The organism is Burkholderia sp. MSMB1589WGS, assembly GCF_001636105.1.
GTDB classification, from domain to species: domain Bacteria; phylum Pseudomonadota; class Gammaproteobacteria; order Burkholderiales; family Burkholderiaceae; genus Burkholderia; species Burkholderia humptydooensis.
The window spans coordinates 1,774,055-1,798,514 of sequence record NZ_LNJT01000008.1 but is presented as its reverse complement, the minus strand read 5'-3'; the positions used below and the strand labels follow the sequence as shown (position 1 = coordinate 1,798,514).

At 70.9% G+C, this 24,460-nt stretch carries 20 protein-coding genes and 2 pseudogenes; 9 read left to right on the top strand and 13 right to left on the bottom strand.

The genetic code is table 11. From position 1 onward, the window contains the following. Window positions 1-229: 229 nt before the first annotated feature. Window positions 230-2,227, top strand: coding sequence for a sugar phosphate isomerase/epimerase and 4-hydroxyphenylpyruvate domain-containing protein (locus tag WT16_RS25505; protein ID WP_063534508.1), 1,998 nt, complete (start codon window positions 230-232; stop codon window positions 2,225-2,227). Between the two features lie 20 nt (window positions 2,228-2,247). Here WT16_RS25505 and WT16_RS25500 read toward each other — a convergent pair whose 3' ends face one another. The 3 genes and pseudogenes from WT16_RS25500 to WT16_RS35720 all read right to left on the bottom strand — a co-directional run bounded on the left by WT16_RS25500 (window position 2,248) and on the right by WT16_RS35720 (window position 4,875). After that, the gene (locus tag WT16_RS25500; RefSeq protein WP_063534507.1) at window positions 2,248-3,897 is read right to left on the bottom strand and encodes an L-lactate permease; all 1,650 of its coding nucleotides are present in this window, start codon (window positions 3,895-3,897) and stop codon (window positions 2,248-2,250) included. Between the two features lie 281 nt (window positions 3,898-4,178). Further along, window positions 4,179-4,431: pseudogene (locus WT16_RS33970) on the bottom strand (malate synthase G); the annotation flags it as partial. A gap of 327 nt (window positions 4,432-4,758) precedes the next feature. Then, window positions 4,759-4,875, bottom strand: a complete 117-nt coding sequence (locus WT16_RS35720) for a malate synthase (RefSeq protein ID WP_308411149.1) — start codon at window positions 4,873-4,875, stop codon at window positions 4,759-4,761. Between WT16_RS35720 and WT16_RS25490 the strand changes: the two genes are divergently transcribed. Beyond that, complete coding sequence (locus tag WT16_RS25490) at window positions 4,874-5,080, top strand: hypothetical protein (RefSeq protein ID WP_009914306.1); 207 nt, start codon at window positions 4,874-4,876, stop codon at window positions 5,078-5,080. The genes WT16_RS35720 and WT16_RS25490 overlap by 2 nt on opposite strands. 144 nt (window positions 5,081-5,224) lie before the next feature. On the opposite strand, the gene WT16_RS25485 is transcribed toward WT16_RS25490, so the two are convergent. Genes WT16_RS25485 through WT16_RS25465 form a run of 5 tightly spaced genes read right to left on the bottom strand, consistent with a single transcriptional unit; the run spans window position 5,225 to window position 9,720 of the window. Then, complete coding sequence (locus WT16_RS25485) at window positions 5,225-6,103, bottom strand: AraC family transcriptional regulator (protein ID WP_063534505.1); 879 nt, start codon at window positions 6,101-6,103, stop codon at window positions 5,225-5,227. A 35-nt stretch (window positions 6,104-6,138) separates the two neighbouring features. Next, a complete protein-coding gene (locus WT16_RS25480) occupies window positions 6,139-7,431 on the bottom strand; it encodes an FAD-dependent oxidoreductase (RefSeq protein WP_063534504.1) in 1,293 nt (430 codons plus the stop codon). Then, entirely contained in the window at window positions 7,428-7,661 is a 234-nt protein-coding gene (locus tag WT16_RS25475; protein WP_006028982.1) for a 2Fe-2S iron-sulfur cluster-binding protein, read from the bottom strand. The genes WT16_RS25480 and WT16_RS25475 overlap by 4 nt, the downstream gene beginning before the upstream one ends. Beyond that, a complete protein-coding gene (locus tag WT16_RS25470; RefSeq protein ID WP_063534503.1) occupies window positions 7,658-8,791 on the bottom strand; it encodes an FAD-dependent oxidoreductase in 1,134 nt (377 codons plus the stop codon). Before WT16_RS25470 ends, WT16_RS25475 begins: the two co-directional genes overlap by 4 nt. After that, window positions 8,788-9,720 (bottom strand): 4-hydroxyproline epimerase, encoded by a 933-nt coding sequence (locus tag WT16_RS25465; protein WP_063534502.1) that lies wholly within the window; start codon window positions 9,718-9,720, stop codon window positions 8,788-8,790. The genes WT16_RS25470 and WT16_RS25465 overlap by 4 nt, the downstream gene beginning before the upstream one ends. A 57-nt stretch (window positions 9,721-9,777) precedes the next feature. Between WT16_RS25465 and WT16_RS32790 the strand changes: the two are divergent. From WT16_RS32790 to WT16_RS25435, 7 genes and pseudogenes are all read left to right on the top strand, one after another. Continuing rightward, window positions 9,778-9,962, top strand: a pseudogene (locus WT16_RS32790) (hypothetical protein). A 10-nt stretch (window positions 9,963-9,972) separates the two neighbouring features. Further along, the gene (locus tag WT16_RS25460; protein WP_006028985.1) at window positions 9,973-10,893 is read left to right on the top strand and encodes a dihydrodipicolinate synthase family protein; all 921 of its coding nucleotides are present in this window, start codon (window positions 9,973-9,975) and stop codon (window positions 10,891-10,893) included. A gap of 266 nt (window positions 10,894-11,159) precedes the next feature. After that, on the top strand, window positions 11,160-12,785 hold the full coding sequence (locus WT16_RS25455) for an APC family permease (RefSeq protein ID WP_063534501.1): 1,626 nt from the start codon (window positions 11,160-11,162) through the stop codon (window positions 12,783-12,785). Between the two features lie 75 nt (window positions 12,786-12,860). After that, window positions 12,861-14,453, top strand: coding sequence for an aldehyde dehydrogenase (NADP(+)) (locus tag WT16_RS25450; protein WP_063534500.1), 1,593 nt, complete (start codon window positions 12,861-12,863; stop codon window positions 14,451-14,453). Then, window positions 14,446-15,480: an Ldh family oxidoreductase gene (locus WT16_RS25445; protein WP_015603763.1), complete on the top strand. Its 1,035-nt coding sequence runs from the start codon at window positions 14,446-14,448 to the stop codon at window positions 15,478-15,480. Before WT16_RS25450 ends, WT16_RS25445 begins: the two co-directional genes overlap by 8 nt. A 333-nt stretch (window positions 15,481-15,813) precedes the next feature. Beyond that, a complete protein-coding gene (locus tag WT16_RS25440; protein WP_015603255.1) occupies window positions 15,814-17,106 on the top strand; it encodes an MFS transporter in 1,293 nt (430 codons plus the stop codon). Window positions 17,107-17,203: 97 nt separating this feature from the next. After that, complete coding sequence (locus WT16_RS25435) at window positions 17,204-18,625, top strand: MFS transporter (protein ID WP_015603493.1); 1,422 nt, start codon at window positions 17,204-17,206, stop codon at window positions 18,623-18,625. An 81-nt stretch (window positions 18,626-18,706) separates the two neighbouring features. On the opposite strand, the gene WT16_RS25430 is transcribed toward WT16_RS25435, so the two are convergent. The 5 genes from WT16_RS25430 to WT16_RS25410 form a co-directional block, all read right to left on the bottom strand. Beyond that, window positions 18,707-19,144 carry a DoxX family protein gene (locus tag WT16_RS25430; protein WP_015604064.1) on the bottom strand — a complete coding sequence of 146 codons (438 nt, stop codon included), beginning with the start codon at window positions 19,142-19,144 and terminating at the stop codon, window positions 18,707-18,709. Window positions 19,145-19,406: 262 nt separating this feature from the next. After that, the gene (locus WT16_RS25425) at window positions 19,407-21,125 is read right to left on the bottom strand and encodes a lactate permease LctP family transporter (RefSeq protein WP_063534499.1); all 1,719 of its coding nucleotides are present in this window, start codon (window positions 21,123-21,125) and stop codon (window positions 19,407-19,409) included. A gap of 313 nt (window positions 21,126-21,438) precedes the next feature. Further along, on the bottom strand, window positions 21,439-22,128 hold the full coding sequence (locus tag WT16_RS25420; RefSeq protein WP_063534964.1) for an LUD domain-containing protein: 690 nt from the start codon (window positions 22,126-22,128) through the stop codon (window positions 21,439-21,441). Next, complete coding sequence (locus WT16_RS25415) at window positions 22,125-23,576, bottom strand: LutB/LldF family L-lactate oxidation iron-sulfur protein (RefSeq protein WP_063534498.1); 1,452 nt, start codon at window positions 23,574-23,576, stop codon at window positions 22,125-22,127. The genes WT16_RS25420 and WT16_RS25415 overlap by 4 nt, the downstream gene beginning before the upstream one ends. Beyond that, window positions 23,573-24,379 (bottom strand): (Fe-S)-binding protein, encoded by an 807-nt coding sequence (locus WT16_RS25410; protein WP_063534497.1) that lies wholly within the window; start codon window positions 24,377-24,379, stop codon window positions 23,573-23,575. Before WT16_RS25410 ends, WT16_RS25415 begins: the two co-directional genes overlap by 4 nt. Between the last annotated feature and the right edge of the window lie 81 nt (window positions 24,380-24,460).

Here is a 24,460-nt window from a genome sequence, read left to right as displayed (position 1 = left end):
ATCCGTAGACGAACGCGCCCGCGTCGTCAAGATTCGGCGCCAGTGTGCGCTTGCGCTCGCGCAATGTCTTTCCGGGTTTTCTATAATTTGTACCATCCAGTTAGTTCGTATACTCTGCGACTCGCGCCTTTCCGACCCTCGACGGCTCGCGGCCGGCGATGCGGCGCGCCTCCTCCGACGGCGCGCCGCGTCCGGCCGCGAGCCGTCCTTCATCAGCAGGACATCCACCATGCAGCGTTCGATCGCCACCGTGTCGCTATCGGGCACGCTCGTCGAGAAGCTCAGCGCGATCCGCGCCGCCGGCTTCGACGGCGTCGAGATCTTCGAGAACGACTTGCTGTACTTCGACGGCTCGCCCGCCGACGTGCGCGCAATCGCCGCCGATCTCGGCCTCGACATCGTGCTGTTCCAGCCGTTTCGCGACTTCGAGGGCGTGCCGCCCGAGCGTCTCGCGCGCAATCTCGAGCGCGCGAGACGCAAGTTCGAGCTGATGCACGAGCTCGGCGCGGACCGCATTCTCGTGTGCAGCAACGTGTCGCCAGACGCGATCGGCGACGACGCGCTGCTCGTCGACCAGTTGGGCGCGCTCGCGCGCGCCGCGCAGGAAGCGGGCGTCGTCGTCGCGTACGAGGCGCTTGCGTGGGGTCGGAACGTGAAGACCTACGGGCACGCGTGGCGGCTCGTCGACGCGGTCGACCATCCTCATCTCGGGCTCGCGCTCGACAGCTTCCACACGCTGTCGCTCGACGATTCGCCGGACGGCATCGCGCGCATTCCCGGCCACCGGATCGCGTTCGTGCAGATCGCCGACGCGCCGAAGCTCGCGATGGACGTGCTCGAATGGAGCCGGCATTACCGGTCGTTTCCGGGCCAGGGCGACTTCGACCTCGCGGGGTTCACCGCGCGCGTGATCGAATCGGGCTACGCAGGGCCGCTGTCGCTCGAAATCTTCAACGACGGCTTTCGCGCCGCGCCGACCGCGCTGACGGCCGCGGACGGCTATCGGTCGCTGCTGTATCTCGAGGAGACGACGCGCGAGCGGCTCGCGCGGGATGTGCGGCAGGCGCGGCAAGCGCAGCGGACGCCGCGCGACCTGCCGGCGGCACGCGAGGCCAGCGAAGCGCGCGCCGCGAGCGCGCCGCGCGCGCACATCGCGCCGACGCCCTCACAGCTGCCCTCGCAGCCGCTCTTCGCGCCGCCGCCCGCGCCCGCGCACATCGGCTTTCAGTTCATCGAATTCGCAGTCGACGCGGCCGCCGCCGACAACGTCGCCGGCTGGCTCGGCAAGCTGCGCTTCAGGCGCGCGGGCCGCCATCGCTCGAAGGACGTGACGCTGTATCAGCACGGCGCGGCGTCGATCGTGCTGAACGCCGAGCGCGACTCGTTCGCCGACGCGTTCTTCCAGGCGCACGGCCTGTCGCTGTGCGCGTCGGCGTTTCGCGTCGACGACGCGCGCCTCGCGTTCGAGCGCGCGGCGGGCTACGGCTACGCGCCGTTCTCGGGCCGCGTCGGCCCGAACGAGCGCGTGCTGCAAAGCGTGCGCGCGCCCGACGGCAGCCTGAACTACTTCGTCGACGAGACGCCCGGCGCGCCGACGCTGTACGAATCGGATTTCGTGCTGACCGACATCGACGGGCCGAGCGAAGTCGGCCCGCTCGTCGGCATCGATCACGTGTGCCTCGCGCTGCCCGCCGACGCGCTCGATACGTGGGTGCTGTTCTTCAGGACCGCATTCGGCTTCGAGGCCGAGCGCAACTGGCTCGTGCCCGATCCGTACGGGCTCGTGCGCAGCCGCGCGGTGCGCAGCCCGGACGGCTCGGTGCGCATCGCGCTCAATGCGTCGGTGGACCGGCATACGGCCGTCGTCCGGTCGCTCGAGCGCTATCGCGGCACGGGGCTCAATCACGTTGCGTTCCGCACGAGCGACATCGGCGCGGCGATCGCCGAATTCGCCGCCGACGGCGTGCCGTTCCTGCGGATTCCACGCAATTACTACGACGATCTCGCCGCGCGCTACGCGCTGCCCGACGAGACGATCGACACGCTGAGCCGCCATCACCTGCTGTACGACCGCGACGACGCGGGCGGCGAGTTCCTGCACGCGTACACCGAGCTCGTCGACGGCCGCTTCTCGTTCGAGATCGTCGAGCGGCGCGGCGGCTACGACGGATACGGCGCGGCGAACGCGGCCGTGCGGCTCGCGGCCCAGGCGCAGCGCGGGACATGAGCGGGCCGCCCGCCGGCACGTCAATGCGGCAGCGCCGGAATCATCCAGCTCAGCACGTGCTGCTGCAGGAACACGAGCACGCCAAGCAGCAGCGTCAGGAACACGCTGTGCCAGAACGTCCGCGCGAACACGACGCCTTCCTGCCCTTTCAGGTCCGTCGTCGACACGCCCGTGGCGATGTTCTGCGGCGAGATCATCTTGCCCATCACGCCGCCCGACGAGTTCGTCGCGGCCATCAGCACCGGATCGAAGCCGAGCTGCCGCGCGGCGACGACCTGCAGGTTGCCGAAGAGCGCATTGCCCGACGTGTCGCTGCCGGACAGGAACACCGCGATCCAGCCGAGCGTCGCCGACACGAGCGGGAACAGCGCGCCCGTCGACGCGACGCCCATTCCGAGCGTGTAGCTCATCCCCGAGTAGTTGAGCAGGTACGCGAGCCCGACGATCATCATCACCGTGACGATCGCGATGCGCGTCTGCCGCCATGTCTGCGCGACGCAGCCCGAGAAGCTCGCGAAATCGGTGCGCGTCCAGACGGCCGTGACGACCGCCGACAGCAGGATCGCGGTGCCGGTGCCGAGCGGCTGGAAATCCCAGATCGCCGCGTACGACTTGTGATAGAGCGTCACGTAGACCGCGTCGTGCAGGCCGGGCCACTTGATCTTCACGTCGCCGATCGCGGCGACGCCCGCGTGCACCCAGAAGATCACGATCACCGACACGACGAGCCACGGCAGCCAGCCGCCGTAGCCGACGCGCCCGTGCGCGGCGGCGGCGCCGGCGGCCGCCGCGCCGCGCGGGATCGCGAACTGCGGATCGGGCTGCGGCTTCCAGATCTTCAGGAAGCCGATCGTGACGATCAGCGACGTGAGCGATGACAGCACGTCGGTCAGTTGATAGCTGATGAAGTTCGACGTGACGAACTGCGCGAGCGCGAAGCTGCCGCCCGACACGAAGAGCGCCGGCCACAGCCGGCCGATCGAGCGCGGGCCGCCGTAGATGCCGACGACGTAGAACGGCAGCAGCAGCGCGAAGAACGGCAACTGGCGGCCGACCATCGCGCCGAGCGTGTCCGGATGCAGCGACGTCACCGCGCCGAGCACGGTGATCGGCACGCCGAGCGCGCCGAACGCGACGGGCGCGGTGTTGAAGATCAGCGTGAACGTGAGCGCCTCGAGCGCCGGGAAGCCGAGCGCGATCAGAAGCGCGCTCGTGATCGCGACCGGCGTGCCGAATCCGGAGATGCCTTCGAGCAGACAGCCGAACGAGAATGCGACGACGAGCAGCACGAGGCGGCGATCGTCGGGCAGATGATCGAGCATCCATTGGCGAAACTGATCGAAGCGGCCCGATTTCACCGCGACGTTGTAGAGAAGCAGCGCGTTGAACACGATCCACATGACGGGGATCAGCGCGAGCGCCATGCCGGCGCCGACCGCATTCAGCGCGAGACCGGCGGGCATCCCCCAGACGGCGACCGCGACGACGCCGCCCGTCAGCAGGCCCCCGAGCGACGCCTGCCACGCGGGGCGCCGCAGCAGCCCGAGCATCGCGAGCGCGACGGCGATCGGCAGCACGGCGACGGCGAACGACAGTGCGAGCGAATGGCCGACGGGGGTGAGCGGCTGGGCGAACGCCGTTCCCGCCGGCAGTGCGAATGAAGGGTTCATGTTGTCTCCTTTTCCCCTCGGAACGATTGTCGTGTCGATCTTGTGTCCGGCTTGCATCGCGCGCCGGCGTCAGAGCGCGGCGTCGCCCGCGTTCGGGCGCTGCTTGAACGCGAGCCGGTATCGGTGCAGCGGCTCGGTATGGCCGCTCGGCTGCGCCGCGCCTTCCAGCACGAGCGCGCGCGCCGCGCCAAAAGCATGCGAATTCGCCGGATCGGGCGCCATCGGACGATAGTTCGGCTCGCCCGCGTTCTGCGCGTCACGACGCGCGCCATCCGCTCGAACACCGCGTCGACGAACGCGCGATAGCCGCGCAGGTCGCGCACCGGCCCCGGATGCGCGGTGCCAGCCGTCGAGCTCGCGCTGCAAGCGGTCGCGCTCGGCGAGCAGCGCGCGATTGTGCGGCGCGAGGTCGTGCACGAGCGCGGCGAAGCCCTGCCAGAACGCGTCGGCGTCGACGCCCGTGCCGGGCATCGCTTCGCGTTCGATGAACCGGACGAGCGCTTCGTCGACCCGGAGTTCATGTAGCTCGATCATCGTGCTTTCTTCGTCGTTCGTGGCAAGGATGCCCGCGCGCTTCGGGCGCGCGGTTTGCGGCCGCGGTCGCGGGCGGGCGGCACGGGCAGCCCGGGCAGCGCGTCGTCGGTCAGGGTTTCATAGAGCTTAGTCGTCCGGCAGCCGAGCCGAAACGCGCGTTTTCATGGCTCTCGCGGGCGGTCCGCACGTGTGGCGTCGCGACATTGCCGTGCAATGTCGCGCGCATCGGCCCAATGTCGTCGGACCCCGATGTCGCCCTTGCCCGACAAGGCCGTTACATGCCGTAAACCTTTCGTCGAGCCCGCCGCCCGCCGCTTTAAGAATCGTTTAAGACTCGCCCGGCACCATCCGTTGCCAGTACCGTTTCAGGAGGTTTGCGATGAGCGCCGTCGACACGTCTGCCGCGGTTCGCCCGGCCGCCCCCCCGACCAAGCCGAAAACCATGCTGCGTCGCCTGCTCAGCCATCACGAGATCGCGACGCTGCTGATCCTGCTGCACGCGCCGATCGGCGCGAACGCGAAGCCGGAGTTGCCCGCGTTGCAGGAAGCCGGTCTCGTCGAGATGATCCGCTCCGACATGGACGCGGCGCCGTCCTTTCGTCTGACGGAAGACGGCAACGCCGTGCTCAAGGGCCTCGGCTATCGGTAACGTCAGGAATCGATCGTCCGCGGCAGCGCGGCAGCCGGACTTCGCCCGCCTGCCGGCTGACGTTCCGACATGACCGGCCCGACGGGCCGGTTCGTTTTTGTCCGCATGGATTTCGAGTGACGCGCCCGGGCGGCCGCTTCCGCGTCAAGCCCCCCGCCCCTCCTGCAGCATCATCCGGTACTCGGTCGGCGTCACGCCGACGGTCGCCTTGAACTGCCGCGTGAACGCGCTGTGATCGGTATAGCCGCACAGCGCGGCGACGTCCGTCACCTTGTCGTGCGTGACGAGCAGCGCGGTCGCCGCGTCGAGCCGCGCCTTCAGCAGCATCTGCCGCGGCGTCAGGTGAAACACCTTGTGAAAGTAGCGTTCGAGCTGCGCCACCGACATCCCCGCCATCCCGGCGAGATGCTTCAGGTTCAGCGGCTGCACGTAGTGCGCGTGGATGTAGCGGACGACGTCCGCGATGCGGCTGTACGCCGGGTGCGAACTCTCGTGCGCGCGCAGGTCGCGCGACAACCCGGCGATCCCGACGATCCTCCCCTGCGCGTTGCGCAGCGGTTCCTTGCACGTCAGGCACCAGCCTGGCTGGCGCCCCGAATACAGGTGCAGTTCCAACTGATCGGTCAGTTGCCGGCCGCCCGCGATGATCGCCAGATCCTGCTCGACGTAGCTTCGGCCGAAGCGGCGCGGAAAGACTTCATCCGCGGCCTTGCCGTACAGGTCGCGCTTGTCCTTGTAGCCGCAGCGCTGCGCGAGCGCGCGGTTCACGAGCGCGTAGCGCGCGTGCGCGTCCTTCACGAAGAACGCGACGTCGGGCAGCGCGTCGAACACCGGCTCCAACTGCGCGAAGTGCGCGAGCATCGCGGCGAAGCCGTCGTCGTCGCCGCCGTTCTGCGCGGCGAGTTGCGCCGCAGCGCAAGCCGGCGCGGACGGCGAAGCCGATGCGCCGTCCACGGGCGCCGCCGCGGAGACGGCCGATGCGGCGGACAACTTCTCGGGCGGCACGGCAAGCAAAGTCATCATACGGATCTCGCGCGTCGTAACACGGTTGGCGTCGATTATAGGAGCGCGTCGTCGGGTGCGGCGAGCAGCGTGTCGATTCGCGCGGGCGAGAACGGCGGGCGCGGCGGCGCGTCGTCCCAGCCGAAATACGCGTGCGCGGCCGCGCCGCAGACGCGCCCCTGGCACGCGCCCATCCCGCAGCGCGTGAGCAGCTTCGCGTCGCGCGCCGACGCGTGCGCGCGCACCGCGCCGATCGTCACGTCCTCGCAGCGGCACAGCAGCGTATCGTCGGGCGGCAGCGCGCGGGCCGCGTCGCGCAGCGCGAACGTACCGGCCGCGCGCGCCGCGAAGCGCCGCCACGCCGCACGGCGCCGCAGCAGCGCGGCCACGCGCGCGCGGCCGTGCTGCGCGGCATCCGCGCCGACCGCCGCGAGCCCGGCGAGCTCGCCTTCGATGCGCGCGAGTTCGACGCCGCCGACGCCCGTGCATTCGCCTGCCGCATGCACGTGCTCGACCGAGGTGCGCTGCGCGTCGTCGATCGCGATCGCGCGGTCGCGCACCGTGCAGCCGAGCGCCAGCGCGAGCGTCAGGTTCGGCACGAGGCCGAAGCCGCACGCGAGACGTTCGCAATCGAGCGTCTCGCGCGCGCCGTCCCGCTCGATCGTGACCGCGCGCACGCGCGCGTCGCCGTGCGCTACGCGCACGACCGCCCCCGTCAGGTAGCGCGTGCCGACGAAGCCGCACGTGAGCCGCGCCGCCTGCGCGAGCTTCGACGGCGTTGCCGCGAGCGACAGCGCGAAGCGCGCGAGCGCCGCGAGGGGTGCCTGCTCGACGACCGCGACGACGCGCGCGCCCGCCGCGCGCGCGGTGGCGAGCGACGCGATCAGGAGCGGCCCGCTGCCCGCGATCACGACGCGCTCGCCGCGCACCGGCGCGCCGCCCTTCACGAGCGCCTGCAGCCCGCCCGCCCCTGTCACGCCGGGCAGCGTCCAGCCGGGAAACGGCAGCAGCAGCTCGCGCGCGCCGCAGCACAGAATCAGCTTCCGGTAGCCGAGCGCGAGCGCGCGCTGTTCGTCCTCGACGAGCAGCATGCCGGGCCGCGGCGCGGCGACGACGCGCGTCGCCGCCAGATGGCGCACGTTCGGCTGCCGCAGCACGTCGAAGCTCGCGCGCGCGGCCGCGCCCGGCGCGGCGTTCGGCCCCTGCCGCCAGATTTGCCCGCCCGCGCGCGGGTTGTCGTCGACGATCGCGACCGTGCGGCCGCTCTCCGCCGCCGCGCGCGCGGCGGCGAGCCCCGCCGGCCCCGCGCCGACGATCGCGACGTCGACCGTCAAAACCTCGTTCGTCATCGCGTGCGCTCCACCTGCATGCCTTCGCGGCAGAGCGTCTGGCACGCGAGCCTGCGCCGCCCGTCGACCGTCACCCGGCACTCGTGGCAAATGCCCATCCCGCAAAACGGCGCGCGCGCGGCGCCGGTGCACGACGCGCGCGTCGTGTCGTCGCCGGTGAGCGCGAGCGCGGCCGCGACAGTCATCCCGTCGGCCACGTCGAGCGGGCGGCGATCCAGATAAATGATCATTGAAGCTCTCCGGCCACGGCCGATTTCGATGTCGACAGGAAACGCCCCGGCAGATACGGCCCGGCGTCGATCGCCGCGCGCTCGCCGAACATCAGCGCGGCGAGCACGCGTGCGCTGCCGGGCGCGGTCGTCACGCCGAGCCCCTCGTGCCCGACCGCGAGCCACAGGCCGCGCCGCGACGGATGCTCGCCCAGCAGCGGCAGGCCGTCGGGGCTCGCCGCGCGAAAGCCCGTCCACGCGCGAATGCCGTTCAGGCCGGCGAGCGCGGGCAGATAGCCGAGCGAGCGCCGCAGCATCCGCGCGAGCACGGGCGCCTCGACGCGCGGGTCCTCGGTGTCGAACTGCCGCGACGAGCCGATCAGCAGTTGCCCGGTCGGCCGCGGCTGCACGTTGAACGCGACAGACGTGCCGTCGCTCGCATGCGCGCTCGCCGCGTAGCCGAGCTCGACGAGCTGGTGCGACACCCGCGCCGGATAGCGGTCGGTGATCAGCAGATGGCCCTTCTTCGGCCGCAGCGGCAGCCCAGGCACGAGCGCGCGCGCGGCGACGCCGTTCGCGACGACGACGGCGTCCGCGCGCAGCACGCCGCCGCTTTCGAGCGCGACGCTCGCGCCGTCGATCGCCACCGCCCTCGCGCGCCGCAGCGCGACGCCCGGCAGCCGCTCCAGCAGCCAGCGCGCGGCGACGGGCGCGTACAGGATGCCGTCGCCCGGTATCTTCAGCGCGCCGCCGAGATCCGCGCGCAGCATCGGCTCGAGCGCGGCGAGCGCCGCGCGGTCGATCAGCGCGCCCGCGACGCCGCGCTCGGCGAGCGCCGCCTGCTTCGCGCGCGCGAGGTCCATCTCGTGCGCGTCGGCCGCGAGCCACAGCGTGCCGCAGTTGCGATACGCGCAGCCTTCCGGCATCGCGTCGCGCAGCGCGCCCCACAGCCCGATCGAGTAATGCGTGAGCGCGAGCTCGGCCGCGTTGTCGTCCATCGCGACCAGGTGGCCCATGCCCGCGCCCGTCGCGCCGCCGCTGCCGTCGTCGACGACGACGACGCGCAGCCCGCGCTGCGCGAACTCGTGCGCGCACGCGGCGCCGACGATGCCCGCGCCGATCACGATGACGTCGGTCTTCGCATCGATCACGACGCGATGCCCCAGCCGAACGGATCGTCGTCCTCGATCAGGAGCGTCGCCTCGGCGCTCAGATGCGCGCTGCCGCGGATCGTCGGCACGATGCCGCCTTCGGCCGGCGCGTAGCTCGCCGTGAACGTGCTGCCGATCACGCTCGCCTGCCGCCACACGGCGCCCGCCGCGAGCTTGCCGTCGGCCGCGAGGCACGCGAGCTTCGCGCTCGTGCCGGTGCCGCACGGCGAGCGGTCGTATGCGTGACCCGGGCACAGCACGAAGCTGCGGCTGTCGTGCTCGGGATCGTCGGCGAAGAGCTCGATGTGGTCGATTCGAGCGCCGTCGCGGCCCGTCACGCCCGCGCGCTCGAGCCCCGCGCGCACGGCCGACGCGTATGCGGTCAGCGCCGCCACGTTCTCGCCCGCGACGCGCTGGCCGTGGTCGCTCACGAGGAAGAACCAGTTGCCGCCCCACGCGACGTCGCCCGTCACCGCGCCGTGCCCCGGCACGTCGACGACGACGTCCTTCGCGTGCCGGTACGCGAGCACGTTGCGCACGCTCACCGACAGATCGTCGTGCAGCGTCGCCTCGACATCGCCCACCGGCGTCTCGATCCGGTGCACGCCGGGCGCGATGCGGCCCATGTGGTGCAGCGTGCGCACGAGCCCGATCGTGCCGTGCCCGCACATGCCGAGATAGCCCGCGTTGTTGAAGAAGATCACGCCCGCCGCCGCGCCGGCCGAAACCGGCTCGCACAACAGCGCGCCGACGAGCACGTCGCTGCCGCGCGGCTCGAGGATGCATGCCGTGCGATAGCGGTCGTGATCGCGCGCGAGCGCGGCGAGGCGCTCGGCCATCGGCCCGCCGCCGAGCGGCGGGAAGCCGGACACGACGACGCGCGTGGGTTCGCCGCCCGTGTGCGAATCGATGATGTGGATGTGCTTCATGTCGCGTCGATCCAAGGTGGAAATGCGCATAGCTTCCCTTGTCGCGCAGCGCGCCGCTTGTGGGTTTTCGATGATGCGCGCGACGAAATCGGCACAGCCCGGCGCGCGCGGCGGCGGATCGCGCCCCGATTGTGCCGATTTCATCTTTTCACGGTTGGAAAAGGCTCAAGCCTCGCGGCTTTCCGACGGCGATACTGAATCACGCACCGACGCCCCCCGTCGGCCACCTCATTCGAACGTAGGAGATACTCAGTGAGCCGTAACGCCATTCAATGGAGCGGGGTCTTCCCCGCCGTCAGCACCCAGTTCAAGCCGGACTTCTCCCTCGATGTCGACGCGACGCACCGCGTCGTGAAGAACCTGGTGAACGACGGCGTGTCGGGCCTCGTCGTCTGCGGCACGGTCGGCGAGAACACGTCGCTGTCCACGTCGGAAAAGCTCCAGGTGATCGAGGCCGCGCGCGACGCGGCGGGCGGCAAGGTGCCGGTGATCGCCGGCATCGCCGAGTTCACGACCGGGTTCGCGCGCAACACGGTGCGCGAGGCGCAGCGCGCGGGCGTGGACGGCGTGATGGTGATGCCCGCGCTCGTCTACTCGGCGAAGCCGCACGAGACGGCCGCGCACTTTCGCGCGGTCGCGACGGGCACCGATCTGCCGGTGATGGTCTACAACAATCCGCCGATCTACAAGAACGACGTGACGCCCGACGTGCTGATCGCGCTGCAGGACTGCGAGAACATCGTCTGCTTCAAGGATTCGTCGGGCGACACGCGCCGCTTCATCGACCTGCGCAACGCGGTCGGCGATCGCTTCGTGCTGTTCGCGGGCCTCGACGACGTCGTCGTCGAGAGCATCGCGGTCGGCGCGCAGGGCTGGGTGTCGGGGATGTCGAACGCGTTCCCGAAGGAAGGCGAGACGCTGTTCCGCCTCGCGAAGCAGAAGCGCTTCGACGAAGCGCTCGCGCTGTATCGCTGGTTCATGCCGCTCTTGCACCTCGATGCGCGCCCGGACCTCGTCCAGTGCATCAAGCTGTGCGAAGAGCTCGTCGGCCGCGGCAGCGCGCTCACGCGCCCGCCGCGCCTCGCGCTGCAAGGCGACACGCTGGCGCAGGTGAAGGCGATCGTCGCGAAGGCGCTCGAAACGCGCCCGGCGCTGCCGGACGTCGGCCTCTGAGCGACGCGGCCGCGGCGGCGCGCGTCGCCGGGTATGCGGCCGCAGTCGCGAACCACGCGCGCGCCGCCGGCTCCCCGTCCGATGCGCGGCGGCCGCGCCGCGCGCGAAACCGTGACGACGCCACGCCCGCACGGTCCTGCGCGATCCCGCATGCCGCAGCCAAGCCCTCGAAGCCGACCTGACCGGCACGGACTTCAACCGCGCGAGCCGCCGCGCCTCGCCCTGCAGCCGATCGAACAAATCCACCAATCACGGAGACAAAACCCATGCCCGCCCAAGGCAATGCCCAGCGATCCGTGCCGCTCGCGCGGCCCGCGCCCACCGATGCCGGACCCGGCAAGTTCAAGAAACAACTGTCGCTCACCGACCTGACCTTCATCGGCCTCGGCGCGATCTTCGGCTCGGGGTGGCTGTTCGCCGCGAGCCACGTGTCGACGATCGCGGGCCCGGCCGGCATCTTCTCGTGGCTGCTCGGCGGCTTCGCGGTGCTGCTGCTCGGCATCGTCTACTGCGAGCTCGGCGCGGCGCTGCCGCGCGCGGGCGGCGTCGTCCGCTATCCGGTGTTCTCGCACGGCCCGCTGCTCGGCTATCTGATGGGCGCGATCACGCTGATCGCGTTCTCGAGCCTGATCGCGATCGAGGTCGTCGCCGCGCGCCAGTATGCGGCCGCGTGGTTTCCGGGCCTGACCGCCGCGGGCTCGGGCAATCCGACGACGCTCGGCTGGCTCGCGCAGGCGGCCCTCCTCTGTTTCTTCTTCTACCTGAACTATTCGAGCGTGAAGACGTTCGCGAAGGCGAACAACGTGATCAGCGTGTTCAAGTTCGTCGTGCCGCTGTCGGTGATCGTCGTGCTGTTCGCGTTCTTCAAGCCCGCGAACCTGACGATGCACGGCTTCGCGCCGTTCGGCATGCCCGGCGTCGAGATGGCCGTGTCGGCGGGCGGCATTATCTTCGCGTATCTCGGCCTCACGCCGATCGTGTCGGTCGCGAGCGAGGTGCGCGATCCGCAGCGCACGATCCCGATCGCGCTGATCCTGTCGATCGTGCTGTCCACGCTGATCTACGTGCTGCTGCAGCTCGCGTTCCTCGGCAGCATTCCGGGCGCGATGCTCGCGGGCGGCTGGCACGACATCAGCAAGGCCTTCTCGCTGCCGTACCGCGACATCGCGCTCGCGCTCGGCGTCGGCTGGCTCGCGTACATGGTCGTCGCCGACGCGATGATCTCGCCCTCCGGCTGCGGCAACATCTACATGAACGCGACGCCGCGCGTCGTCTACGGCTGGGCGAAGACGGGCACGTTCTTCAAGGTGTTCACGCGCGTCGACAAGGCGTCCGGCATCCCGCGCGCGGGGCTGTGGCTCACGTTCGCGCTCGCGATCTTCTGGACACTGCCGTTTCCGTCGTGGGAGGCGCTCATCAATACCGTATCGGCCGCGCTCGTGCTGAGCTACGCGGTCGCGCCCGTGTCGGTGGCCGCGCTGCGCCGCACCGCGCCCGGCCTGCCGCGGCCGTTTCGCGCGAGCGCGTTCGCGATCACCGGCCCCGCTTCGTTCGTGATCGCCGCGCTGATCGTCTACTGGTCCGGCTGGAGCACCGTGTCGTGGCTGCTCGGGCTGCAGATCGCGATGTTCGCCGTCTATCTCGCGTGCCGCCGCTGGGTGCCCACCGCGCATCTGAGCCTCGCCGAGCAGGTGCGCTCGTCCGCGTGGCTGATCGCGTTCTACGCGCTGATGATCGTCGCGTCGTATTTCGGCGGCTTCGGCGGCACCGGGCAGCTCGCGCATCCATACGACACGCTCGTCGTCGCGGCCATCGCGCTCGTCATCTACTACTGGGGCGCGCATACCGGCGTGCCGCCCGCGAAGCTGCAGCTCGACGACGACGAGAACTGACGCGCGGGCCGGGCGCCTCCCTTTTTTCATCGGCCGGGCCGGCAACGCCCGGCCCGCACTTTTTCGAGGAGAATCATGCGACTCACAGGCCAGCTTTTGATCGGTCAATCCGCGGTGCCAGGGCAGAACGGCTCGTTTCGCGCGATCGAGGCCGCGACCGGCGCGCCGCTCGAACCCGCGTTCGGCGGCGCGAGCCCGCGCGATCTGGAAACCGCGTGCGCGCTCGCCGACGATGCGTTCGACGCGTATCGGGAAACGGCGCCCGGCGCGCGCGCCGCGTTTCTCGATGCGATCGGCCGGCACATCGGCGCGCTCGGCGACGCACTGATCGAGCGCTGCGCGGCCGAATCGGGGCTGCCGCGCGCGCGGATCGAAGGCGAGCGCGCGCGCACCGTCGCGCAGCTCGGGCTGTTCGCGGCCATCGTGCGCGACGGCGGGTTCATCGACGCGCGCATCGACCCCGCGCGCGCGGACCGCAAGCCGCTGCCGCGCGTCGACCTGCGGCTGCGCAACGTCGCGATCGGACCCGTCGCCGTGTTCGGCGCGTCGAATTTTCCGCTCGCGTTCTCGGTCGCGGGCGGCGACACCGCGTCCGCGCTCGCGGCCGGGTGCCCGGTGATCGTCAAGGCGCATTGCGCGCATCCCGGCACGTCCGAGCTCGTCGGCCGCGCGATCCAGGCGGCCGTGCGCGAGTGCGGGCTGCCGGCCGGCGTGTTCTCGCTGTTGTTCGACGCGTCGCGCGAGATCGGCCAGGCGCTCGTCGCCGATCCGCGGATCAAGGCGGTCGGCTTCACGGGCTCGCGGCGCGGCGGCGTCGCGCTGATGCACATCGCGGCCGCGCGGCCCGAGCCGATTCCCGTCTACGCGGAGATGAGTTCGATCAACCCGGTGCTGCTCATGCCCGGCGCGCTCGCCGCGCGGCATGACGCGATCGCGCAGCAGTTCGTCGCGTCGCTCACGCTCGGCGCGGGCCAGTTCTGCACGAATCCGGGGCTGATTCTCGCCATCGACGGCCCGGAGCTGCGCGCGTTCGAGAAGGCCGCGGCGGCCGCGATCGGCGCCGCCGCCGCGCAGACGATGCTCACGCCGCCCATCCACGCGAGCTACTGCGAAGGCGTCGCGCGGCTCGCATCGCACGGCGCGGTCGAGCGGCTCGGCGAAGGTCCCTCGGGCGGGCGCCAACAGGCGCGCGCCGCGCTGTTCGCGACGACGGCCGATGCGTTCGTGTCGCGCGCCGAACTGCGCGACGAAGTGTTCGGCCCGGCGTCGCTCGTCGTGCGCTGCGCGGATGCCGACGCGCTGCACCGCGTGCTGAAGTCGCTCGAAGGCCAACTGACGATCGCCGCGCATCTCGGCGACGGCGACGCGCCGCTGTTCGCCGCGCTGCGCCCGACGCTCGAGCGCCGCGCCGGCCGCATCCTCGTGAACGGCTTCGGCACGGGCGTCGAGGTCGGCCACGCGATGGTGCACGGCGGGCCGTTCCCGGCGACCTCGGACACGCGCACGACATCGGTCGGCGCGCGCGCGATCGAGCGCTTCCTGCGGCCCGTGTCGTATCAGGACGTGCCTGATGCGCTGCTGCCCGACGCGCTTCGCGACGGCAACCCGCTGCGCGTGCCGCAACGCATCGACGGCGCGCTCGCGCCGCGGGAGGCCCGCGATGACTGATCCGCAAGCGCTCGCGCGCCCGGACGTCGTCCTGTCGCTCGACGACGTGCGCTCGCTCGCGCTGCGCGTGCTCGCGCGCCACGGGCTGTCCGACGCGCACGCGCGCGCGATCGCGAACGTGATCACGCAGGGCCAGCGCGACGAATGCCATTCGCACGGCGTCTACCGGCTGCTCGTCTGCGCGCGCTCGCTGCGCCTCGGCAAGGTCGATCCGCACGCGGCGCCGACGCTGCGCCGGCTGTCGTCGTCGATCGTCGCGGTCGATGCGCATCGCGGCTTCTCGCTGCTCGCGTTCGAGACCGGGCTGCCGGTGCTCATCGAGATGGCGCGGCAGCACGGCATCGCCGCGATGGCGATCAACCGCTGCTATCACTTCTCCGCGCTGTGGCCGGAGGTCGAGGCGATCGCCGCGCACGGCCTCGCCGGCCTCGCGATGAATCCGAGCCATAGCTGGGTCGCGCCGGAAGGCGGCGCGCAGCCGGTGTTCGGCACGAACCCGCTCGCGTTCGCGTGGCCGCGCCCGGGCGGCACGCCGTTCGTGTTCGATTTCGCGACGAGCGCGATCGCGCGCGGCGACATCGAGCTGCACGCGAAAGAGGGCAGGCCGATTCCGCCGCACTGGGCGATCGACGCGAACGGCGCGCCGACCACCGATCCGAAGGCCGCGCTGCAAGGCGCGATGCGCACGTTCGGCGCTCACAAGGGCTCGGCGCTCGCGGCGATGATCGAGCTCCTCGCCGGCGCGCTGATCGGCGACCTGACGAGCGCCGAATCGCTCGCGTTCGACGAAGGCGCCGGCGCGACGCCGTGCCACGGCGAGCTCGTGATCGCGCTCGATCCGAAGGTGTTTCTCGGCGACGCGCTCGACGCCGGCCTCGCGCGCGGCGAGCGGATGCTCGGCGCGATCGTCGCGCAGGGCGCGCGGCTGCCGTCGCAGCGGCGCTTCGACGCCCGCGCGCGCAGCGTTGCGAACGGCGTGCGAATCCCGGCCCGGCTCTACGACGAGATCGTCGCGCTGCTCGACTGACGCGCCGGCCGCGTCGCCCGTAGCGGCTCGCGCCGCCGCAGCCGCCCGCCCGCGCCGCCGCGCAAGCGGGCGGCGCCCCCCGCACATGGTTTTCCGCCCGCCGGCAATTGCCGATTTCCACGATACCGGTGCGACCGTCGGCAATTCGTCAGTCCTGTAGAATCGCCGGCATCGCGTCACGTTCGTCTTCCGCGCGGCTCCCATCCGGCCGCCGCGCGGGCCGTGTCCCGTGCGCCATCCCGCGCGTTGCACCGTCTGTTCGACGACGAGGCCCGCCGCCCGGCTCCGTTTTCCGCGCGGTACACAACCATTCGAACCAAGATCGCCCTGACCATGCCTGCTTCCGAACTGAGCGCCGCCTCGAACGCCGCGCCTCGCGCCCTGACGGGCCGCGACTACAAGACCCTGGGCCTCGCCGCGTTGGGCGGCGCGCTGGAGTTCTACGACTTCATCATCTTCGTGTTCTTCGCGCCCGCGCTCGGCCAGTTGTTCTTTCCGCACGACATCCCCGACTGGCTGCGCCAGTTGCAGACGTTCGGCATCTTCGCGGCCGGCTATCTCGCGCGGCCGCTCGGCGGCATCGTGATGGCGCACTTCGGCGACCTCGTCGGCCGCAAGCGGATGTTCACGCTGAGCGTGCTGCTGATGTCGGTGCCGACGCTCCTGATGGGCCTGCTGCCCACCTATGACAGCGTCGGCATCCTCGCGCCCGTCATGCTGCTGCTGTTCCGCGTGCTGCAAGGCGCGGCGGTGGGCGGCGAAGTGCCGGGCGCGTGGGTGTTCGTGTCCGAGCACGTGCCGCCGCAGCGCATCGGCTATGCGTGCGGCACGCTGACGGCGGGCCTCACGATCGGCATCCTGCTCGGCTCGCTCGTCGCGACGGCCGTCAACAGCCGTTTCTCGACGGCCGAGGTCGCCGCGTTCGGATGGCGCATCCCGTTCCTGCTCGGCGGCGCGTTCGGCCTCGTCTCCGTCTACCTGCGCCGCTGGCTGCACGAGACGCCCGTGTTCGCCGAGATGAAGGCGCGCAAGGCGCTCGCGGCCGAGATCCCGCTGAAGGCGGTGATCCGCGACCACGGCTGCACGGTGATCGTGTCGATGCTGATCACGTGGATGCTGTCGGCGGCGATCGTCGTCGTGATCCTGATGACGCCGACGCTGCTGCAAAAGCAGTTCCATATCGCACCCGCGACCGCGCTGTTCGCGAACAGCGTCGCGACGCTCTGCCTGACGGCCGGCTGCATCACCGCCGGCTCGCTCGCGGACCGCTTCGGCGGGAAAGCGGTGCTGTCGATCGGCGGCGTCACGCTCGCCGCGTGCTATTACGCGATGTACACGCAGATCGCCGTCGACACGGCGCGCCTCGTGCCGCTCTACGGGCTCGCGGGCTTCGCCGTCGGCACGATCGGCGCGGTGCCGTCCGTGCTGGTGAAGAGCTTTCCGGCCGTCGTGCGCTTCTCGGGCATCTCGTTCTCGTACAACATCGCGTACGCGGTATTCGGCGGGCTCACGCCGGTGATCGTGTCGCTGCTGATGAAATCGAATTCGCTCGCGCCGGCGCACTATGTCGCCGCGATCTGCGTGCTCGGCGCGGTCGCGATGCTGTTTTCGAAGGACGCCGAATAGCGTCGGCCGCGCGGGCGGCGCAACGCCGCCCGCGCCGCATTCGACATTTCAGAAGACTCCGCAACGTCGCTGTCCCGCACCGCACTACGATGCGCGCATGGACACGCACATTCCCCACCCCGCCCTTTCCCGCGCCGCGCTCGTGCGGATCGTATCGACCGTGAGCGCGGGCTTCGTGATCACGCAGCTCGACGTGACGATCGTCAACGTCGCGCTCGCGCGGGTCGGCATCGATCTGAATGCGAGCGTCGCGGGCCTGCAATGGATCGTCGACGCATACACGCTTGCGGTCGCCGGCCTGATGCTGTCGGCCGGCGCGCTCGGCGACCGCTTCGGCGCACGACGCCTGTTCGCAGCCGGGCTCGCGCTGTTCGCGCTCGCGTCGTTCGTCTGCGGCGTCGCCGCGAACGCGACGACGCTCGTCGCGGCGCGCGCGCTGCAAGGATTCGCGGCGGCCGCGATGCTGCCGAATTCGCTCGCGCTGCTCAACCACGCGTGCGCGCACGATCCGCGGCTACGGGCGCGCGCGGTCGGCTGGTGGACCGCGTCGGGCGCGATCTCGATCGCGGCGGGCCCGGTGCTCGGCGGCGCGCTGATCGCGCAGTTCGGCTGGCGCAGCATCTTCTTCGTCAATCTGCCGCTGTGCGCGGCGGGCCTCGTCGCGACGTTCCTGTGGATCGGCAAGGACGAACGGCGCGCAGCGGCCGCATCCGGTCATGGCGGCGCGCGCGGCATCGACCTGCCTGGCCAGTGCCTCGCCGTCGCCGCGCTGACGCTCTTCACCGGCGCGGTCATCGACTGGCGTCCGGCGCTCGTCGCCATCGCGCTCGCGGCCGCCGCCGCGTTCGTGCTCGTCGAATCGCGCAGCGCGCATCCGATGATGCCGCTCGCGCTGTTCAGGCGGCGCACGTTCAGCGTCGCCGTGCTGTTCGGCGTCTGCATGAATCTGTCGTACTACGGAATCATCTTCGTGCTGAGCCTGTATTTGCAGCGTGTGCGCCACGACACGCCGCTCGAGGCGGGGCTCGCGTTCCTGCCGCTCACGGGCGGCTTCCTGCTGTCGAACGTCGCGAGCGGCTGGGCGACCGCGCATTACGGCCCGCGCGGGCCGATGATCGTCGGCGCGCTGATCGGCGCGACCGGGTTCGCGCTGCTGAGCGCCGTGCGCGCGGACACGCCGGTCGCGGCGCTCGTCGTGCCGTTCCTGCTGATTCCGGGCGGCATGGGGCTCGCGGTGCCCGCGATGACGACGGCGGTGCTCGCATCGGTCGAGCGCGCGCGCGCCGCCACCGCGTCCGCCGTGCTCAACGCCGCGCGGCAGGCGGGCGGCGCGATCGGCGTCGCCGCGTTCGGCGCGCTCGCGAGCGGCGCGCTGCCGGCGGAAATCGTGTCGGGATTGCATGCGTCGGCGCACGTGTCGGCCGCGCTCTTCGTGATCGCCGCGGCGATGGCGGCCGCCGTGCGCGGTACGCCGCATCCGGCGGCGTCGGGCAAGCCGGCGAACGCGAACGCGCGCTGAGCGACGCGCGCTCGCCGAATGCGGCCGACGCATGGCGGCGCATCGAGCGAAGCGCCGCCATGCGCGAGCCCCGCTGATCGCTCAGCGCAGCGACCCGTAAGACGACGACGGCCGCCGCGCGCCGTCGATGCTGGCGCCGCCCGCGCCCGTCACGTACAACAGCAGGAAGCCGCCCGCGATCGCGACGTTCTTCCAGAAATGCACGACCATGTCGCGCTGCAAGGCCGAATTGGTCGCGTCCCAGAAATTATGTCCGAACAGCGCGGCCGCGAGCGTGTAGATCGCCAGCACGAGCGCGAGCGGCTTCACCTTGTAGCCGACGACGAGCAGCACGCCGCCGAGCGTTTCGAGCGCGACGACCGCGGGCGCCGCGACCTGCGCGAACGGCACGCCGAGCCCCTTCAGATAGCCGACGAACTCGCCGTAGCCCATCAGCTTCATCGCGCCGCCCCAGAGGAACAGCACGGCGAGCAGGAGCCGTGCGAGAAAAATGACGCCGGAATCGACGGAACGCGTCATGCGTGACCTCCTGTGATCAATCGACGAACGCCGCGCCGGGCGCGGCGTATCTCGTAAATCCGCCAGAATAGGAGGTCTCGTCCGTCGTTCCAAGCAAAAGGTTGTAGCAAATCTTTACACGGCAGTCCGTACGAAACGGCACAAGCGAACAGACGCGGCGCATGCACGCGCCCCGCTCGCCGCCCGCATGCGCCGGCGCGAACGAAACAGCGCGCACTGTCACGATCGACGGCGAACGCGCGGATGCGTTCGCCCCGCGCATTCAGTGCGCGATCATCCCCGTCAGCCAGTACGCCTGCACGCAGGTCATCACGCCGACGATCAGCGCGAAGAACAGGCTGTGCCGCAGCGTGAAGCGGAACAGGTCCGCCTCGTGGCCGACGAGGCCGACGGCCGCGCACGCGACCGCGATCGACTGCGGCGAGATCATCTTGCCCGCGACGCCGCCCGTCGTGTTCGCCGCGACGAGCAGCGTGCCCGGCACGCCGATCTGCTGCGCGGTGGTCGCCTGCAGCGAGCAGAACAGCGCGTTCGACGACGTATCCGAGCCCGTCAGGAACACGCCGATCCAGCCGAGCAGCGGCGAGAAGAATGGAAACGCCGCGCCCGTGCCCGCGAGCAGCAGCGCGAGCGTCGTCGACATTCCCGAATAGTTCTCGACGAACGCGAACGCGAGCACGAGGCCGATCGACAGCACCGGGCGCTTCAGCTCCTTCAGCACCTCGAAGAACGTGCGCACGCCGGTGCGCGCCGGAACGTTCAGGATTGCCATCGATACGATCGCCGACAGCAGGATCGCGGTGCCCGTCGCCGCGAGCAGATCCCAGTTGAATACCGCGGGCACGGGCGTCGGATGCGCGACGACGGGCGCCATCTTCTGCGTGAGCTTGTCGAGATGCGGAACGTGGAATGACAGCGTCGTGAACGCGAGCGCGCCGCCCTTCGCGAACAGCGCCTTGAACGGCTTCATGCTCCAGATCGTCACCATCACGGTCAGCACGACGAACGGCGACCACGCGCGCGCGATCTGCGCGAACGAATACGGCGAAGGCTGCCGGCCGCCCGTCGCGCGCGCGCCGCCCAGGCCGCCCGGCATGCCGCCGAGCGCGAGCGCGCCGCCGCCCGCCGGCACGACTGCTGCCGCGCGCGCGGCCTCGCGCGCGCGCAACGGCCGCCACACCTTCAGGAACGACGCGAGCGCGACGAGGCTCGCGAGCGCCGACGTCACGTCGGGCAGCTCGGGCCCGATGTAGTTCGACGTGAAGAATTGCACAAACGCGAAGCTGCCGCCCGCGACGAGCGCGGCGGGCCACGTCTCGCGCACGCCCTTCACGCCGTCCATCACGAACACGAGCCAGAACGGCAGGAAGAACGACAGGAACGGCAACTGGCGTCCCGCCATCGCGCCGACCGCCATCGGATCGAGGCCCGACACCTGGCCCGCGACGATCACCGGAATCCCGAGCGCGCCGAACGCGACGGGCGCGGTATCCGCGATCAGGCACAGGCCCGCCGCGTAGAGCGGATTGAAGCCGAGGCCGACGAGCAGCGCGGACGTGATCGCGACCGGCGCGCCGAAGCCCGCCGCGCCTTCGAGAAACGCGCCGAATGAGAAGCCGATCAACAGCATCTGCAACCGCTGATCGTCGGTCAGCGACACGATCGAGCTGCGGATGATGTCGAACTGGCCGCTCTTCACCACGATCTTGTAGAGGAACACCGCGGTAACGATGATCCACGCGATCGGCCACAGGCCGTACGCGAAGCCGTAGGCCGCCGACGCGAGCGCGCGCTCGGCGGGCATCCCGTAGACGGCGATCGCGACGACGAGCGAGAGCGCAAGCGTGAGCGCGCCCGCGACGTGTCCCTTGAGCCGCAGCACCGCGAGCGACACGAAGAACAGAATGATCGGCGCGCCGGCGGCGAGCGCCGACCAGCCGACGCCGCCGAGCGGCAGATAGACCTGGTTCCAAACCTGCACGTGTGTCTCCTTCCGTGAATGAACCTGAATGGGCGACGGCCTCGCGGGCCGTTCGTATCGGCGCGCCGGTCGGTGCCGGCGCTTTGGTTTCGGTGCGGCGCGCGTCGTTCGTCGTCGCGCACCGCATGCTGCTGACTGCGGTTCCTTGTCCGTGCCGGGAGGGGCGATGCCGGCGAATTGCCGGGCCCACGACGCACGGCTTCGCCCATTAATCGGCTCGCCGCGCTCGGCCTGCGCCGCGCGGCGATCGACACACCGCTGCGTCGAACCCGGCCGCGCGCCGCGCACATCCGGCGCGGACCGGCGCAGATCATTACGCGTCGTCGCAAATCAGCACGAGCACGCGCTTCGGGCCATGCACGCCGACCTGCACGGTCTGCTCGACGTCGGCGGTGCGCGACGGCCCCGTGATCACGTTGACCGCGCGCGGCAGCGTCGCGACCGTCGCGCGCACGCGCGCCCACGCATCCTCCATCGTCGCGACGATCGCGCTGCGCTTCACGAGCACGACGTGCGTCGCGGCGACGAAGTTCAGCGACGTCGGCGTCGCGCTCGACGACAGGCACACGACGCTGCCCGTCTCCGCGATCGCCGCGAACGACGGCGTGACGCTGACGAGCCCATCGCGGCGCAGATCGACGCCGGGCAGCGCGCAATGCGCGCGCCACGGCAATGCGTCGAGCGCCGCGGCCACGACGAGCGGCGCATCGGCGAGCCCCGCATCGCGCAGGTATGCATCGACGGCGGCGGGTGCGTCAGCGGCCGTCGCGACGTGCGCGCACGTCGCGGACACCTGCTGCACCTTCGCGACGAAGCGCGCGACGAGATCGACGCCGCCGAGCGAGATCACCGGATCGCGCGCGGCGGCCGATGCGGAAAAAGACGCCGCGTTCGAATCGAGCGCCCCACGCGCATCCGGCGCGGGAGACTGCGCGGCGAGCGGCGCGCGCTCGCTGCCGAGCGCCGCGCGGATACGGCCGAGAATGTCGTCGCGCGCGCTCATCGGCCGCCCTCCCGACGCGGATTCGCGCGCGTCGCGTCCCACGTCTCGAAGAACGTGCGCGGCGGCGGTTTCGGCAATTCGCGCGAATCGGTCCAGCCGGATGCGAACGGCACGCGCGCGATGCTGCCGCGCTTGCCGCCGAGTGCGCGCAGCGCGCGCGCGCCGGCGCGCGTGAGCCAGTGATAGAGCGCCGGCCGCCGCGCGACCGCGCCGAACGCGCGCAGCAGAAAACGCGTGCCGGGCGCGGTGAGCCGCGCGTCGAACTGCATCCCGCGCAGTTTCTTCAGCAGCGTCGGCAGCGGAATCTTCACCGGGCAGACCTCCGCGCAACGCCCGTTCAGCGTGCACGCGTTCGGCAGATCGGTGTTGTGCTCGATGCCTTGCAAGAGCGGTGTGAGGACGGCGCCCATCGGCCCCGGATAGACCCAGCCATACGCATGCCCGCCGACCGCGCCGTACACCGGGCAATGGTTCATGCACGCGCCGCAGCGGATGCAGCGCAGCATGTCGCGAAATTCGCCCGCGAGCATCCGCGTGCGGCCGTTGTCGACGAGCACGACGTGGTATTCCTGCGGCCCGTCGAGATCGTCGCCGCGCTTCGGGCCCGTGCTGAACGTCGTGTACGACGTGATCTCCTGCCCCGTCGCGCTGCGGCCGAGCAGGCGCACGAACAGCGCGACGTCGTCGAGCGTCGGCACGACGCGCTCGATGCCCGCCGTCACGATGTGCACGCGCGCGAGCGTCGACGTCAGATCGCCGTTGCCCTCGTTCGTGCAGATCACGTTCGAGCCCGTCTCGGCGACGAGAAAGTTCGCGCCGGTGATGCCGACGTCCGCGACGAAGAACTTCTCGCGCAACACCTGGCGCGCCTCGCCGACAACGTCCGCGACGCTCTCGCGCGGCCCGTCGTACTGCGCGGGCGAATGGTGCCCGGCGAACAGTTCGGTAACCTGACCGATCGTCTTGTGCAGCGCCGGGAACACGATGTGGCTCGGCCCTTCGTGCGCGAGCTGCACGATGTATTCGCCGAGATCGGTCTCGACGACTTCCATCCCCGCGCCCTCGAGCGCGGCGGGCAGGCCGATCTCCTCGCCGACCATCGACTTGCCGCGCGTGATCGTCTTCGCGTTCGCGTCGCGGCAGATCTTCAGCACGATCTCGCGCGCCTGCGCCGCGTCGCCCGCCCAGTGGACGACGCCGCCCGCGCGCGTGACGGCCGCCTCGTAGCGTTCGAGATACGTATCGAGATTCGCGAGCACGTGGTCCTTCACGGCCTTCGCGCGCTCGCGCAGCATCTCGAATTCGGGCAAAAGCGACACGACGCGCCGCCGCTTCTCGATCCAGCCCTCGCCGAGCATGCCGAGCGCCTCCTGAAGCTGCGCGTCGTGCAGCGCGGCGCTCGCGCGCGCCTTGAACGTCGCCGTCGCGGCGAAGGGTTGCGCGCTCATTCGCCCTCCCCGCAGATCGGCTCGACGTTCATGCCGGTCAGCACTTCGGCGACGTGATAGACGCGCACCGGGCTCCCCTCGCGCTTGAGCCGCCCGCCGATGTTCATCAGGCAGCCGAGATCGCCGCCCGCGAGCACGGTCGCGCCGCTCGCGGCGACGTTCGCGGTCTTGTCGGATACGATCTTCGTCGAGATCTCCGGATACTTCACGCAGAACGTGCCGCCGAAGCCGCAGCAGACTTCGGCGTCCTTCATTTCCTTCAGCGCGACGCCCTCGACGCGCGCGAGCAGCGCGCGCGGCTGCGCCTGGATGCCGAGGCCGCGCAGGCCCGAGCAGGTGTCGTGATAGGCGAGCGTGCAATCCGGCACCGCGGCGCGCTCGGGGCCCGCCCAGCCGAGCACGTCGACGAGAAAGCTCGTCAGCTCGTGCGCGCGCGCGGCGAGCCGCTCGGCGCGCGGCTTCCATGCGGGATCGTTCGCGAGCAGGTCCGGATAGTCGTGGCGCAGCGTGCGGATGCACGAGCCGGACGGCGCGACGACGTAGTCGTAGTGCTCGAATACTTCGATCGTGCGGCGCGCGATGCCGCGCGCGTCGTCGAAATCGCCGCTGTTCAGCGCCGGCTGGCCGCAGCAGGTCTGCGCGCGCGGCGCGTCGACCGTGCAGCCGGCTGATTCGAGCAATTGCACGGCCGCGAGCGCGGCGCTCGGCCGGAAGAGATTCGCGAGGCACGTGACGAACAGGCCGACGCGCGGCGTCTCGCGGGTGCCGCCGGAAGCGCCGGCGGTCTGCGGGGATGAGTCCATGTGTTTGATCCGGCCGCTCGCCGCGGCCGCTGCTTGGCTTGAACGGATGACATCGACGAACGGGCGTCGAAGAGAACCCGC

Excerpts from the sequence above, each read along its gene's own strand:
- WT16_RS25505 (WP_063534508.1), top strand. The coding sequence starts at position 230 with ATGCAGCGTTCGATCGCCACCGTGTCGCTATCGGGCACGCTCGTCGAG.
- WT16_RS25500 (WP_063534507.1), bottom strand. The coding sequence starts at position 3,897 with ATGAACCCTTCATTCGCACTGCCGGCGGGAACGGCGTTCGCCCAGCCG.
- WT16_RS25490 (WP_009914306.1), top strand. The coding sequence starts at position 4,874 with ATGCTGCGTCGCCTGCTCAGCCATCACGAGATCGCGACGCTGCTGATC.
- WT16_RS35720 (WP_308411149.1), bottom strand. The coding sequence starts at position 4,875 with ATGGTTTTCGGCTTGGTCGGGGGGGCGGCCGGGCGAACCGCGGCAGAC.
- WT16_RS25485 (WP_063534505.1), bottom strand. The coding sequence starts at position 6,103 with ATGATGACTTTGCTTGCCGTGCCGCCCGAGAAGTTGTCCGCCGCATCG.
- WT16_RS25480 (WP_063534504.1), bottom strand. The coding sequence starts at position 7,431 with ATGACGAACGAGGTTTTGACGGTCGACGTCGCGATCGTCGGCGCGGGG.
- WT16_RS25475 (WP_006028982.1), bottom strand. The coding sequence starts at position 7,661 with ATGATCATTTATCTGGATCGCCGCCCGCTCGACGTGGCCGACGGGATG.
- WT16_RS25465 (WP_063534502.1), bottom strand. The coding sequence starts at position 9,720 with ATGAAGCACATCCACATCATCGATTCGCACACGGGCGGCGAACCCACG.
- WT16_RS25455 (WP_063534501.1), top strand. The coding sequence starts at position 11,160 with ATGCCCGCCCAAGGCAATGCCCAGCGATCCGTGCCGCTCGCGCGGCCC.
- WT16_RS25450 (WP_063534500.1), top strand. The coding sequence starts at position 12,861 with ATGCGACTCACAGGCCAGCTTTTGATCGGTCAATCCGCGGTGCCAGGG.
- WT16_RS25445 (WP_015603763.1), top strand. The coding sequence starts at position 14,446 with ATGACTGATCCGCAAGCGCTCGCGCGCCCGGACGTCGTCCTGTCGCTC.
- WT16_RS25440 (WP_015603255.1), top strand. The coding sequence starts at position 15,814 with ATGCCTGCTTCCGAACTGAGCGCCGCCTCGAACGCCGCGCCTCGCGCC.
- WT16_RS25435 (WP_015603493.1), top strand. The coding sequence starts at position 17,204 with ATGGACACGCACATTCCCCACCCCGCCCTTTCCCGCGCCGCGCTCGTG.
- WT16_RS25430 (WP_015604064.1), bottom strand. The coding sequence starts at position 19,144 with ATGACGCGTTCCGTCGATTCCGGCGTCATTTTTCTCGCACGGCTCCTG.
- WT16_RS25420 (WP_063534964.1), bottom strand. The coding sequence starts at position 22,128 with ATGAGCGCGCGCGACGACATTCTCGGCCGTATCCGCGCGGCGCTCGGC.
- WT16_RS25415 (WP_063534498.1), bottom strand. The coding sequence starts at position 23,576 with ATGAGCGCGCAACCCTTCGCCGCGACGGCGACGTTCAAGGCGCGCGCG.
- WT16_RS25410 (WP_063534497.1), bottom strand. The coding sequence starts at position 24,379 with ATGGACTCATCCCCGCAGACCGCCGGCGCTTCCGGCGGCACCCGCGAG.